The 13,691-nt window shown below is 31.4% G+C and carries 10 protein-coding genes; 4 read left to right on the top strand and 6 right to left on the bottom strand.

Annotated features, from left to right (window positions below):
- Nucleotides 1–9 precede the first annotated feature (9 nt).
- The 4 genes from ACN0TY_RS09250 (at nucleotide 10) to ACN0TY_RS09265 (ending at nucleotide 4,690) form a co-directional block, all read left to right on the top strand.
- Nucleotides 10–1,200: a glycosyltransferase family 4 protein gene (locus ACN0TY_RS09250; protein WP_417444263.1), complete on the top strand. Its 1,191-nt coding sequence runs from the start codon at nucleotides 10–12 to the stop codon at nucleotides 1,198–1,200.
- Nucleotides 1,201–1,206: 6 nt separating this feature from the next.
- On the top strand, nucleotides 1,207–2,340 hold the full coding sequence (locus ACN0TY_RS09255) for a glycosyltransferase family 4 protein (RefSeq protein ID WP_417444264.1): 1,134 nt from the start codon (nucleotides 1,207–1,209) through the stop codon (nucleotides 2,338–2,340).
- Nucleotides 2,341–2,385: 45 nt separating this feature from the next.
- The gene (locus ACN0TY_RS09260) at nucleotides 2,386–3,651 is read left to right on the top strand and encodes an O-antigen ligase family protein (protein ID WP_417444265.1); all 1,266 of its coding nucleotides are present in this window, start codon (nucleotides 2,386–2,388) and stop codon (nucleotides 3,649–3,651) included.
- Between the two features lie 613 nt (nucleotides 3,652–4,264).
- Nucleotides 4,265–4,690, top strand: a complete 426-nt coding sequence (locus ACN0TY_RS09265) for a hypothetical protein (RefSeq protein WP_417444266.1) — start codon at nucleotides 4,265–4,267, stop codon at nucleotides 4,688–4,690.
- 357 nt (nucleotides 4,691–5,047) lie between these two features.
- Here ACN0TY_RS09265 and ACN0TY_RS09270 read toward each other — a convergent pair whose 3' ends face one another.
- The 6 genes from ACN0TY_RS09270 to ACN0TY_RS09295 all read right to left on the bottom strand — a co-directional run bounded on the left by ACN0TY_RS09270 (nucleotide 5,048) and on the right by ACN0TY_RS09295 (nucleotide 13,682).
- Nucleotides 5,048–7,090 carry an ATP-binding protein gene (locus ACN0TY_RS09270; RefSeq protein WP_417444267.1) on the bottom strand — a complete coding sequence of 681 codons (2,043 nt, stop codon included), beginning with the start codon at nucleotides 7,088–7,090 and terminating at the stop codon, nucleotides 5,048–5,050.
- Between the two features lie 181 nt (nucleotides 7,091–7,271).
- Nucleotides 7,272–9,203, bottom strand: coding sequence for a DUF349 domain-containing protein (locus ACN0TY_RS09275; RefSeq protein WP_417444268.1), 1,932 nt, complete (start codon nucleotides 9,201–9,203; stop codon nucleotides 7,272–7,274).
- Nucleotides 9,204–9,575: 372 nt separating this feature from the next.
- Entirely contained in the window at nucleotides 9,576–10,316 is a 741-nt protein-coding gene (locus tag ACN0TY_RS09280) for a shikimate dehydrogenase family protein (protein WP_417444269.1), read from the bottom strand.
- On the bottom strand, nucleotides 10,313–11,332 hold the full coding sequence (locus ACN0TY_RS09285; RefSeq protein WP_417444270.1) for a DUF368 domain-containing protein: 1,020 nt from the start codon (nucleotides 11,330–11,332) through the stop codon (nucleotides 10,313–10,315). Before ACN0TY_RS09285 ends, ACN0TY_RS09280 begins: the two co-directional genes overlap by 4 nt.
- 2 nt (nucleotides 11,333–11,334) lie before the next feature.
- Nucleotides 11,335–12,249 (bottom strand): DUF368 domain-containing protein, encoded by a 915-nt coding sequence (locus ACN0TY_RS09290; RefSeq protein ID WP_417444271.1) that lies wholly within the window; start codon nucleotides 12,247–12,249, stop codon nucleotides 11,335–11,337.
- 32 nt (nucleotides 12,250–12,281) lie between these two features.
- Nucleotides 12,282–13,682 (bottom strand): tetratricopeptide repeat protein, encoded by a 1,401-nt coding sequence (locus tag ACN0TY_RS09295; RefSeq protein ID WP_236958842.1) that lies wholly within the window; start codon nucleotides 13,680–13,682, stop codon nucleotides 12,282–12,284.
- Nucleotides 13,683–13,691 lie beyond the last annotated feature (9 nt).

Genomic DNA, 13,691 nt, shown 5'->3' on the forward strand with positions numbered 1-13,691 from the left:
CGAATATCTATGAAAATATTATTTCTTACTGATAATTTTATACCAGAAACTAATGCTCCTGCAACTAGAACTTACGAACATTGTAAAGAGTGGGTGCAAAAAGGTGTAGAGGTAACTGTAATAACTTGTGCTCCTAATTTTCCAAAGGGAAAAGTGTTTAAGGGATATAAAAATAAACTATATCAAAAGGAAAGAATAGATGGAATCGTTGTAATAAGAGTTTGGTCATATATTTCAGCAAATGAAGGCACCATTAAGAGAATTTTAGATTACGTAAGCTTTATGTTAAGTTCTTTTATTGCTGGATTGTTTATTAAAACAGATATAGTAGTAGCAACTTCTCCACAATTTTTTACAGCTATTTCGGGTAGATGGTTGGCTTTTTGGAAGAGAACAAAATGGATAATGGAAGTAAGAGATATATGGCCTGAATCTATTAAAGCAGTAGGAGCCATGGAGGATAGTGTTGCTATTCGTTTTTTTGAATTTTTGGAGAGGAGAATGTACAATTCCGCCTCAAAGATTGTTGTAGTTACAGATTCTTTTAAAGAGTATTTAGTTAATAATCATAGAGTTGATCAGACTAAAATTAGAGTTATTAAAAATGGAATAATTAAATCACAATTTTCAGTAGTTGATAAGAATAAAATTTTATTAAAAAAACTGAGTTTAGAAGGAAAATATATAATTGGATATATAGGAACTCATGGAATGGCTCATGCTTTAGATTTTATTTTGAAATCTGTTTCAAGAATAAAAAATGATAGATTTCATTTTTTATTTGTTGGAGATGGTGCTCAGAAAAAAGAATTATTAGTATTAAAGAATCAATTGGGTATAAAAAACATAACAATGATAAATAATGTAAGTAAGCATGAAGTGATTCAATATTTATCAATTTTGGATGTTGGATTGGTGAACTTAAAGAAGTCAGATACGTTTAAATCTGTAATACCTTCCAAAATATTTGAGTTATGTGCTATGCATAAACCAATTTTAATAGGAGTAGAAGGAGAGGCAAAGAAAATTATCGAAGATTATAAAGTAGGAATGAGTTTTATTCCTGAAAACTTTGATAGTTTTCAAAATGCTTTAAATGAAATATATTCAAGAGATTGTATATATAATTTTGACAAAATATTATATGATTTTGATAGAGAAAAATTAGCAAATAATATGCTAGATTTTATAATAAATTAATAAGATATGTATTTTCTAGAAACAGCTATATTATTATTTGTAGGATCCTTTCTACTCACTTATTTTACAATACCTAAAATAATTGGAGTAGTAGAACATAAAAAATTGATGGATAACCCTAATGAGAGAAGTTCTCATAAAAAAGTAACACCAACTTTGGGAGGAGTGGCATTTTTTTATTGTTTAATTTTTGCTATTTTCTTTCTAAAAGATAGAGATCTTCATAACGAAGCTATTTATTTAATCCCAGGATTAACGATACTATTTATTGTAGGTCTTAAAGATGACTTGGTGGTGTTGTCTCCTTTAACAAAGCTTGCAGCACAAGTTATGGCTGTTTCATTTGTTTTAGCAAGTGATAGTTTTGTAATTACATCATTGCATGGATTCCTAAATATTAATGAAATCCCTTATTTTCTATATTTGCTTATTGGTGGATTTCTAATGATTACAATTATTAACGCCTACAATCTTATTGACGGAATAGATGGCTTAGCTGCCATGGTAGGAATCGTAATTTTAATTTTATATACAACTATCTTTTATATGTCTAACGAGTATTTCTATGCTTTACTTTGTATAGCACTAAATGCTTGTTTAATTGCTTTTTTAGGTTATAATTTGTCATCAACTCGAAAAATATTTATGGGAGACACGGGATCTCTAATCGTTGGTTTTATGATAGCAATGTTTACTTTAAAGTTTTTAGCCTTAAAGCCGACTTCATATAAACAATTACCTTTTTTATTAGAGAATGCACCATTAGTAGCAATTGGCATTTTAATTGTTCCTTTATTTGATACTGCTCGTGTTTTCACATTAAGAGTTGTAAGTCGTAGAGGTCCATTTTCACCAGATAGAAACCATACACATCATATCTTAGTAGACTATTTGAATTTATCTCATCAACAGGCTAGTTTTATTATAGCTAGTTTTAATTTTATTTTTGTTGTGCTCTTGATAGTCTTGGGAAGTACTTCTAATAATTTATGGATGATTATAGCTCTTGTTGTTACAGTAGTATTATTAGCTTATCTTTTTTATAGGTTAGATTATAGTTTTGCTAACCTCAAAAGAAAGTTATTTCTTAAGAAGAAGGTTGAAGGATTTAGAGGTAAGCTTAAAAAGAAAGATGAGTAGAGGAGAATTTTTCAAAAAGATGACAAGGCATATTAATTCGAAATATTGACTAGCACAATAAAAAAAATAAAAGCTTTATTTTATCAAGATGAGGGGAGTAATCTCTTACAGCTTATATTTTGGAATAGTTTATATATTGCTTTCTTCTTTTTACCAATAGATATTAATATTCCAACCCCTTTTTTTATAGTAGCTATCATTTCTGGATGCATTAATATTTTTAAGGGAACAAAAAAGTATGAGAGTAAGAATAAAGTCCTTTTGCTATTTCCTATATACTTTTTGGTCTTAGCGATAAGTCTTTTTTATACTCAAAATCAGTCAGATGGATGGCACCTTATTGAGCGTTCGTTAACCCTTTTTTTATTTCCTATTATATTCCTTTTTTTAAAAGAAGATGCGCTTTCTGTACGAAAGCTCTTTGATTTTTTATTATTTGGGCTAGTCGTTTCTTTTTTTATCAATCTAGGTTTTATCGTATATGATAGTTTTTTAATTATTGATCAGTTACCATCTGAAGTGTCGTTTTGGAAGCGATTTTCCATAATGTGGAAATTATGTATGCATGTTCAGTTTTCGAGCTTAATAAACCCTGGGTATGTATCATTATATATATTATTGGTGCTAAGTAATTACCTAAAGAATGAACTTAATAGTATCTCTCGTTTATTAACTGTAATCATATTATTTACTTATCTCTTTCTACTTGCTTCTAAGGCTGCTTATATTACTTTGTTTTTAATGTCTATTTTATTAATTATTAAAGTAAAAGATGCTAAGAAAAAGAATTTATTGATCATAATTTTAACATTGGCGACTATCGTTTTTGTCGGTAATCCCAGAATAATTAAAGTTGATAATAATAGCTATTCAAAAGAGGTTTTAAATGTCAATCCAATGATTTCTTGGGAGTCTAGATTGTTATCATGGAAAGCTGCTGTTAATGCTATTGAGGAAGCTCCATTTTTTGGATATGGAATAGGGGATGCTCATGATGCATTAATTGCTAAATACAGAGATTTGGGTTATTTTGAAAATTATGAAAATAGATATAATGCCCATAATCAATTTTTAGAAACTTGGTTGCAAACAGGTGTTTTAGGAGTTTTCATTTTAATGGCAATATTTACATATTTAGCGCTATATACGCGAAGAAGCTTTAATGATTTTTCAGTGTTTATAGCGTTGTTCCTAGCACTGTTATTCGAATCAATGTTAGTGCGTTTTAATGGAATAGTTTTCTTTTCTATAGTTGTCCCTCTCCTTTTAAAAGAGCGAAGTATTTTAAGTAGTCGAGTGATTAGAAATTGAATTATTTTTTTAAAATTGCAAAGCTGTTAATTTGTAAAACCGCTGATTTGCTTTTACTCATTTCTCAGTATTTATCTTTGTAACATTCATTATTTAAAATATTTCTAACAGTATCTTCTATCAAAAACCAAAAACCCATTACCTTTTTCTTTGGGAATTTGCATAAAAGGGGAAGAGGTTTTATGAGATAGCAAAATTGCAAATTTGTAAAACTGCTAATTTGCCTTTATTTGTTTCGCTGTATTTATCTTTGTAACATTCATTATTTAAAATATTTCTAACAGTATTTTCTATCAAAAACCAAAAACCCATTACCTTTTTCTTTGGGAATTTGCATAAAAGGGGAAGAGGTTTTATGAGATAGCAAAATTGTTAATTAGTAAAACCGCTAATTTGCTTTTATTTGGTTCGCGGTATTTATCCTTGTATCATCCCATTTAAATATTTCTACCAATATCTTTTGTTAAAAGCTAAAACTTAAAACCCATTACCTTTTTCCTTGACCTAATAGCAGTATTCGATCAAAATTTATTTAAAAAACCTATAATTAGTAGTACGTTTCTTATCTCATAAAGTTGTATCTTACAGTGTATTAACAAAAAACATGCACATTATGAAAAGAATAATTTTACTAGCGATGGCTGTTGGGGCAGCTACGATTACGAGTTGTGATGCTGCCAAATCGGCTTCAGACTCGGCTTCAAGTATGTCTACTGAGGCCTCTAATCAAATGGATTCCGCATCTATGAGTACTGATGAGATGAAGTCTTATCTTATGAATAATGAAGAGGCACAAGAGAAACTAAAAACAGAATTGGTAAACAATAAATCTGGCTTACAGAAAAAGGCTATTGATTATGTAAAAACTAATCCTGAAGCGAAAACTAAAGTGGCAGATTTCTTAAAAACAAATCCAGATGCAAAAGGAAAGCTATTAGAATACGTTTTTAGCAATCCTGAACTCACAAATAAATTAATGAGCTATATTGGAAGTAATCCGGCTCTTCTTAAGCAAGCAATGAGTCTTATTGGGATGTAATTGATTAAAAAATTGCTCTCTTATTGTACTTTAAGTAGTTCAATAAGGGAGTTTGTTTTTTTAAAATTGCAAAACTGTTAATTTGTAAAACCGCTAATTTGCTTTTATTTGGTTCACGGTTTTTATCTTTGTAACATTCATTATTCAAAATATATCCACTAATATTTTTTACCAAACACCTTAGAACCAGAAAGTAAAATCCAAAACCTTCTTCTTTGGAAATTTGCATAAAAGGGGAAGAGATTTTTTAAAATGGCAAAACTGCTAATTTGCTTTTATTTGGTTAACGGTATTTATTTTTGTAAGATTCATTACTCAAAATATTTCTAACAACATTTTAAACCAAAAACCCAAAACCTATTTTTTCGGAAGTTTAAAAAAGAAACTGGTTCCGATATTAACCTTCGATTCAATCCACATAGTACCTTTATTTTTCTTTATCATTTCTTTACAAAGATTAAGGCCTAATCCCGTTCCTTTTTCGTTTTCTGTCCCGTAAGTAGTGCCGAATTGTGTTTTCTTAGATAGGATAACATCTATAATTTCTTGGGAAATTCCAACGCCATTATCTCTAATTTCCACCTCCCAGAATCCACTATTTTCCTTAGCGAAAATCATGATCTTTCCGTCTTGAGGTGTAAACTTTATGGCGTTACTAATTAGATTTCTAAAAACTAAGTTTATTTGGTCTTCATCAATAAAAGCCTTAGCGCTATAAGGGATATTATTAGTAATAACTATATTTTTCTTGTTAGCAAGTTCCTTTAATAGCAAGATGCTATTATTTGCAATTAATTGTAAATTAATCAGCGAAGGCCTCGAAACCGTTCCCTTCATTTGCGCTTGTCCCCAAACTAATAAGTTATTTAAAGTAAAAGAGATGCTTTTAACTTGCTCACTAAGTTTAGGAGCGAATTGCATAAAATCTTTTGGGCTTATTTGATTGTCTTTTAATAAGTCGATTAAAGAGTTTAGGGAGCCTATTGGAGCTCTTAAATCGTGTGCTATGATAGAGAAAAACTTATTCTTAGTTTCATTGAGTTCCTGTAGCTCTAACTCCCTTTTTTTGAGATCGTGATTCTTATTTGCTAATAGCCCATTAAGTTTACGTTCTACTTTTCTGCTTCGCTGTGTGAAAAATAAAACAGTCAGTAATATAAGAACTCCGCCTGTAGATAAATACATGAACAGACGTTGCTTATTGTGCTGCTTTTGGTTTTCTAGTCCCAATTTATTCTCCATAGAGATAAAAGACATTTGCGCCTCGTGTGCAGCTACACTTTTTGTGTTTTTATGATTAAAAATGCTATCGTTATAATTTTTAAACTGCTCATGATATTCCAACGCAGTTTTATAATCGAGCATTTTTTTATGAACTAGAGAGAGTGTTTGGGAGCACTCTTTTATATCTTCAAAAGAATTCAGCTCTTTTGCAGAGACTAATCCTTCTTCAGCATACATTTTTGCAAGATCATATTCTTGCATTTCACAGTAGGTATTGGCAATACTATTTAATAGCGAAATCTTCTCTCTTTTATCTTCTACTGTTTCATATAAAGACAGCGACTCCATGAAGATATCTAGAGCCTCTTCGTATTTGTTTACCTGAACAAATAATTGTCCTTTTACCTTCAAGGCATAAGCTAACCAGTCTTTATAATCTAATTCTATAAAAGTAGGGATAGATTTATCGATATTTTCTATTCCCTTTTCAAATTCATCAGTTAATAATTGAAAGCTAGCAATATTACTTAGTGTTTGTGCTTGAGATAACTTGCTGTCTACTTTTATATTTATTTCTTGCGCCTTATGAAGAAATTCTAGAGCCTTTATATATTCTCGTTGTAATCCATAGGTAAGACCTATATTTTCATATAATAAACTTAAATATAGAAGCTCATCATTTGTTTTTTTAGTCTTTATTTCAGCAATACTAATCCCTTTTAAGCTCGATTCAACAGAGTTTTTTATGTCTCCAGCATATTCATAAAAAGTAGCAAGATTACTATAGCAAATCAAGATTATTTTAAGATCGTTGAATACTAATGCTTTTTCTAATCCCTTTTGAGCATATTCAATCCCTTTCTTATAATTCCCAATTTCACTTTCATAAAACCCAAGGTTGATAAGAGATTCTATTTCTCCATATTCATATTTTATAGATTGCGAAAGTTTTAAACTTATATCCGCATAATGTTTTATAGTATCATTATTTACATAATAGTTACTAAGAACATACCTATTTAGCAGGTTTATATAAGAAGTGTCTTTTTTCTTTTGGGGAGGTAATTCATTAAGAACCGCTATTTTATCACGTAAGCTATCCATCTTTCGCTCTTGGCAAAAGCTATGTGTGCTTATAAATAAACAAAGTGATATAAGTAGTGGTGTATACTTCATTCAGGGGCTTGTTACAGCTTCAAATTTAACATAAAAAATAATTACTTTCATTATCTAGCGGTTAAATGAACCTTGAAAATGTAACAAGCCACACCAAATATTTTACAATCAGTTGTAAATTCTAATTGCCAAGCTTAAGTATTGTAAAAACTGAGATAACAAAAACTTAGTTTAGCTTTTATTACTGATTGATGTTTTTTATTTTTTTGAGCTTAGCTTTCCATAGTTCAAGATCTTCATGGTGCTTATCGATGTTTTTCATCACCTCTTTTACAATCGGATTACTTTCATCAGCATTTATAAACTGTAAGTTGTTTTCTAATTGTCGAATCTCAGCTTTTTCCTCATCGATTTTTCTACGGATAAATATACGCTCATTATTAATCAATGAATCGTTATCTGCATTGGCTAATTGATCTAACTTATTACCATATTTTATAAGCTCAGCTTTCTTCTTATCAAGATCCAATTTCTTAAATAGTGCATCTAAGATTTTATTGAATTTAACCTCAATACTCTTTTTGCTATGTGGAATACGACCAATAGCTTTCCAATCTGCGATATATACTTTTATCTGTTCTAGGTCTTTTTCTTTATCACCAGATAACTGATATTCTTTTAAGTCATCCAAAAATACTTTCTTCTTCTCAAAGGCCTCAAGTTCTTCTTTAAAATGCTCATTTTTCTTAGCGTGAAGCTTATCGAAGTAGTGATTACAAGCTGCTTTAAACTCATTCCAAATCTTATCAGAATATTTTCTTGGAACATGACCAATATTCTTCCAATCGCTTTGAATCTTTTTCATGATAGGAGTAGTTTTATCCCAATCATCATTATCTTTTAAAGACTCCGCCAATTTAACAAGTGCCATCTTTTTATCAAGATTTTCTTGCTGATCCTTTTTTAGATTTTTATAATATGAATTCTTATTTCGATTGAATTTCCTAACAGTTTCTTTAAAATCAGCCCAAGTCTGCTCGTTAACTTTATAGGGAACTCTCCCCGCATTAAAGAAGTCTTCACGTAGTTTTTCTACTTCTTTAATAAGTTTTTGCCAACCACTATGGCTATTTGCAGGTTGCTTGGTAATAGCATCGATTTTTTTAATAATATCTTGCTTTACCAATAAGTTGGCTTCGTGAATGCTATCTTGATTTTTAAAGTATTCTTGTCTCTTTTGGTGAATCACTTTTGTGGCAGCGCTAAAACGATTCCAAATATCATCACGGTGCTCTCTATCAACAGGCCCTAAATCTTCCTTCCAGATTTTATGTAGCAGCTGTAATTCTCTAAACGCCTTATTTACATCGCCCATTTCGGATAGCGATTCCGCTTGCGCAATAATTTTTTCTTTCTCCTCTAAATTATGTTTAAAATCAAGGTCTCGAAGGTCTCTGTTTAGGTCTAAGAAATCATAAAATATCTCAACATGATGATGATAAGTACGCCAAACATCATTGTAACTCACACGAGGAATCGGCCCAGCATTTCTCCATCTTTCTTGTAATTCCTTGAAATGTTTATAGGTGTCGTTTATATTTTCCTCAACATTAATAAGGCCTTTCAGTTCCTCTATAATTTCTTGTCGGTTTTCTAAATTAGATTGTAAGCGGTGTTCTAGATTCTTATAATATTGATTTTTCTTCTCTTTATATTCACCATAGAGGTCATTAAAAGCCTTTTTAGTAGTAGAAGTATAGTTAAAATCTATTTCGTTGCCACCTTCTTGTAAGAAATCTTCCTTTTTTTGCTCTAAAAGCTCTTGGAATTTTAAATCGAATTCCGATTTTATATTGTCTACATGGCTTTTTATAGCCTGTACTTTTTCTTTGTTTACTAACTTTTCAAGTTCCACCACCAAAGCATCCATACTCATGGCATGGTAGTCTAGCATTGGTATTTCATGACGATCTTTATGTCCTTCATCTTCAGCATCTTCAGCATTCGATTCGTCTATTTCATTCTGTGGATCATCTTCATTCTTCGCCTCGGAAGTCGAAATTATCTCCTTTTCTTCCGTAGTCTCGTCATGGTTTTCAACTTTTGGAGTCTCATTATTCTTTTCACTTCCGTCTGCATCGGGCTGCAGGTTATCATTTTTTTCTTCTAACATTTTGTAAATGTATAAGGTTCGTTAATACTTTCGAACTGAAAGATACTAACAAGTAACAAATTAGCCAAGTGTTTTTCTTTGGAACTCTTAAATAATTAGATTTTTAATGCCTTGAATATGTAGTATTTGGGCATTACCGTTTATTTTTTCAAAATATACGGTCGGGCTTTCACTACTCGCTTTACGACAGAAAAGTTGTAAGAGCTCAAACAAAAGCTCAATCCCTTATGCATAATTAGTTTGTAAGATTAATAGCGTTTAGTAGATAGTTTTTAGTGTCCAGTTCCAATATTTGTATTTTACCTAAAGCCTAAAGCCTAAAGCCTAAAGCCTAAAGCCTAAAGCCTAAAGCCTAAAGCCTAAAGCCTAGCATTATAATTTCTCTCGCCATATCTCCCAAGCTTTTTCAGCTTGAAGCTCGAGCATTTTACTTCCATTTACAGCTTTGGCACCATTTGCTTCTGCATGTTTCATAAAAGCAGTTTTTGGAGGATTATAAATGAGATCGAAAACCAAATGGTTTTCTGTTAGAAATTCATAGGGAATAGCTGGCTTCTGATCTACATTAGGAAATGTGCCTACGGGAGAGCAGTTTACAATTACATGATATTCTTCCATGACTTCTTTGGTGAGCATCTCATAACTAAACTTATCTTCAGATGCAGAACGAGAAACATATTTGTATTCTAGCCCTAAATCTATTAAAGCATGTTTCACAGCTTTAGATGCGCCACCTGTTCCTAAAATAAGTGCTTTCTTATGCGTAGGTTTAATGTGTGGTTCTATAGATTTTTGGAAACCATAAATATCCGTATTATAGCCTTTAAGACCATTTTCTGTTACTTTTACAGTATTTACAGCGCCGATTTCTTCAGCTTTTGGATCTATTTCAGTTAAAAAAGGAATAATAGCTTCTTTATAAGGAATGGTAATATTAAAGCCAACAATCTCTTTATCATTACTTAAAACATCTTTTATCTCTTCTACATTTTGAAGATCGAAATTAACGTAGGAGTGATTAGTGAGACCTAGTTTTTCAAATTTTTTGGTGAAATATCCACTAGAAAAAGAATAAGAGATGTCCTTCCCTAATAGTCCGAAGTGCTTGTTCATTTTTTTAGACTTTTTTGCCCATACCAGTCCAATCCTAAGACAATTAAAACGCCTAAAATAATAAATCCGAATGCATATATTGTTTCGGGGTCTTTAAGGTTTGGTATAAAGCGTTGGTAGTTAACAATAATTTTTTCTCCAGCAGAATCTTTCATGACCTCTCCGAATTCGTCTAGCCTATAGATAGTTTCTTTCCATGGCCATACAACTCCTAAAGAACCAGTTATAAAACCAAGAATAATAGCGGTAGCAATATTTTTGTAGCGTTTTAAAATAAAACTTAGAAGGTGGGAGAGTGTGACCAATCCTGTTACAGATCCAAGAGTAAAAACGGCTAATATTTTAAGCATTTCGATGCGCTGAGGATTATCCATAAAGCTAAAATCACCTCCAAATATTTCAGCAAAAGTATCATAAAGAGCATTTACGGAATCTACTAACAGAAGTACATAATTACCGAGTAATATTAAAATAAACGACCCTGATAATCCTGGTAAAGTCATTCCGGAAACGCTAATAATTCCGCAGAAAAAAACAAAAAATAGATTCTCATTTTGTTTAGCAGGATTAAGGAAACTAATAGAAACACCAATGGCTATCCCGATGATGCATCCTATAATTGTTTTACGGTTCCAATGATGAAAATCTTTGGCTATATAGTGTATCGATCCTAAGATCATCCCAAAAAAAGCAGACCATACATAGAGTTCTTCTTTGGCAATAAAATAATCTAAAATTTTAGAAATACTAAAGTAACTAACGAGCATTCCTAAAAGCAGAAGGCTCAAAAACCGACCGTTAATATATGTGTAGAAGCTTTTAAACCTTCCGTTAAGGAGTAATTTTAAAGCTTTTAAATTCACCTTTTGAAGGGAGTAAATAAACTCTTCATAAAAGCCAGCAACAAAAGCGACAACACCACCAGAAACACCAGGAACCTTATTGGCGGCACCCATTGCTAATCCTTTGATAAAAAGGAAAAACTTATCGAGAAGTGTACGTGTTGGCTGTTGCATTCTTATTTTTTTACAGTAGCAATCTTTTCTAGAAGGAAGATGGTTAAAAATCCGATGATTCCCAAAATTATAGCCCATAATAATTGTGGGTCACCATCATAATTAAACGGACTCGTACTTTTGGTTATCGTTACAACTTTATCACCAAATTTCTGTATTTCAGTAACTTCTTTCCATGGCCATATTTTATTTAAAGATCCTAAAATAAAACCAGTAAGGATAGCTAAAGTAACATTTTTATAGTTTGTAAAAAGGTATTTAAGAAGTTTGGAGAAACTTAGTAATCCAAAAATAGCTCCCAGACCAACAATTGCTATTGTTTTAAAGTCTAAAGTGTCTACAGCTTCTAAAATTCTTCCATATGCGCCTAGTAGAACTAATATAAAGGCTCCCGAAATTCCTGGTAAAATCATTGCACATATCGCAAGTGCACCAGAGAAAAATAAATATAAAGCGCCTCCATTTTCATGCATAGGAGGGAGGGTTGTAATGTAATAAGCAACTCCAGCTCCGATGATAAAAGAGATAATAGCTTGAGGATTCCATTTTGTGATCTGTTTACCAACAAAAAAGATGCTGGCAACTACCAATCCAAAGAAAAATGACCATAATAGAATAGGGTGGAACTCTAAAAGCCATTTTATTAATTTAGCAAGCGATAATACACTGATGGCAATACCTGCGAAGAGAGCAATTAAAAAATTTCCATTTATATGATCCCATGCTTTTTTAAAGCCTTTCTTTTTAAGGATTTTAAGTGTTTCGAGACTTATATTATTTATGGAAGTTATTAATTCTTCATAGATTCCAGAAATAAAAGCAATAGTACCTCCAGAAACACCAGGCACAACATCTGCTGCTCCCATGGCGATTCCTTTAAGTGTAATAATAAAATAATCTAAAATTGATCTTTGCATATTTTGTCCTTATTCGAACAAAAATAGCAATTTTATAGCGATGCGTTTTTAAAACTGTGGATTATATTTTTCACAGTTTTTCGGTTGTAAACGGCAGGGAATAATATCTCCATAGTATCATGCTCTTCAAAGTTATGTTTTAAAGCATTTTTTAAATGAAAAGTTCCTTTTAAAGCATCAGATGAGAGGTAATACATTCCTGCTAAACGATACTCTAAATCTGCATGTTCTGGATAAAATTCTAGTGCTTGTAATAAAGTTCGGATGGCACTGTCGTATTCTCCAAGTTTATGTAAAATATCTGACCATGAAATCCATGTTTGTAGTTCATAGTTACCTAATTCTACTGTTTTCTTGTAGGCAAGATCTGCTTCTTCATAAAAATGAAGCAACTCATTGATTTTAGCATTTCGCTTCCAATACATTACATTTTCGCTATCAATATTAATGGCTTTATTGATGTAATAAAGAGCTTTTTGATAGTTTCCTTGTTTGTAATAGAAATCGGTTATTGCGATCCAGCCTTTATCTAAAAGAGGATCTTCATGAACGGTTCTATAAAAGAATTTTTTTGCCAAATCGAAATTACCAAGTTTATCATGGCATTTTCCAATTCTCAAATATGCATATGAGGTAGGGTCATCTAGCCCCAATGTGATTTCATAATTTTCAATAGCCTCGTTGTAGCGTCTTAGGCGCTCTAAAACACGCCCTTTCTCAAGGTAAGCTCCAATAAAAGTATCATCAGAATAAATAGCAAAATCAAAACTTGAGAGTGCTTCTTTATACATTTTCTTACTTACAAATTGTTTTCCTAATTGGTGCCATGCTACTTCGCAATATGGATTCTGATCTAAATATGAATTTAGAAAAGTAATCGCCCCATCGAAATCTTCTAAGAAATCGAAACAATAAATTACATTGTATAGCGCAGCATAATCCTCATAATCTTCATTTAAACAATTTATAAAAGCATCTTTTGCAGACTCATAATCGTCTAGAAATAAATATTCCATTCCTAGTAGCGAATATATATCGGCATTATCTTCAGTCATTGACAAAGCTTCATGGAGAAGCTCAATTGCCTTTTGATGATTATCTTGTTTAGAATATATGTTAGCTTTTTGAATAAAGATCTCTTCATTTGAAGACTCTATAGCTTCAATTTCATTTAAAATAATCTCTGCGGCATCAAAACGATCTTCAAATACAAGAATCTCTACATAAAGTAGTTTTAATTCTGTAGATGTAGGATGTTGTTGTAAGCCTATTTGAATGGCTTTTTTAGCCAATGCAACTTTTCCAGAGTCTAAATAATGATGAGTTATCTCTTGGAAGTCTTCAGAATCAAAGAAATAAACATCATTTGTTTTTAACATTGATTCAAACTTTGCTAACGGTGGGTCTTGATCTTCGTGAGCACTAAATGGCATAAGCGATGC

The organism is Joostella sp. (genome assembly GCF_048266025.1).
GTDB classification, from domain to species: Bacteria; Bacteroidota; Bacteroidia; order Flavobacteriales; family Flavobacteriaceae; genus Galbibacter; species Galbibacter atrarenae.

Excerpts from the sequence above, each read along its gene's own strand:
- ACN0TY_RS09290 (WP_417444271.1), bottom strand. The coding sequence starts at position 12,249 with ATGCAAAGATCAATTTTAGATTATTTTATTATTACACTTAAAGGAATC.
- ACN0TY_RS09270 (WP_417444267.1), bottom strand. The coding sequence starts at position 7,090 with ATGAAGTATACACCACTACTTATATCACTTTGTTTATTTATAAGCACA.
- ACN0TY_RS09285 (WP_417444270.1), bottom strand. The coding sequence starts at position 11,332 with ATGCAACAGCCAACACGTACACTTCTCGATAAGTTTTTCCTTTTTATC.
- ACN0TY_RS09275 (WP_417444268.1), bottom strand. The coding sequence starts at position 9,203 with ATGTTAGAAGAAAAAAATGATAACCTGCAGCCCGATGCAGACGGAAGT.
- ACN0TY_RS09280 (WP_417444269.1), bottom strand. The coding sequence starts at position 10,316 with ATGAACAAGCACTTCGGACTATTAGGGAAGGACATCTCTTATTCTTTT.
- ACN0TY_RS09265 (WP_417444266.1), top strand. The coding sequence starts at position 4,265 with ATGAAAAGAATAATTTTACTAGCGATGGCTGTTGGGGCAGCTACGATT.
- ACN0TY_RS09255 (WP_417444264.1), top strand. The coding sequence starts at position 1,207 with ATGTATTTTCTAGAAACAGCTATATTATTATTTGTAGGATCCTTTCTA.
- ACN0TY_RS09295 (WP_236958842.1), bottom strand. The coding sequence starts at position 13,682 with ATGCCATTTAGTGCTCACGAAGATCAAGACCCACCGTTAGCAAAGTTT.
- ACN0TY_RS09250 (WP_417444263.1), top strand. The coding sequence starts at position 10 with ATGAAAATATTATTTCTTACTGATAATTTTATACCAGAAACTAATGCT.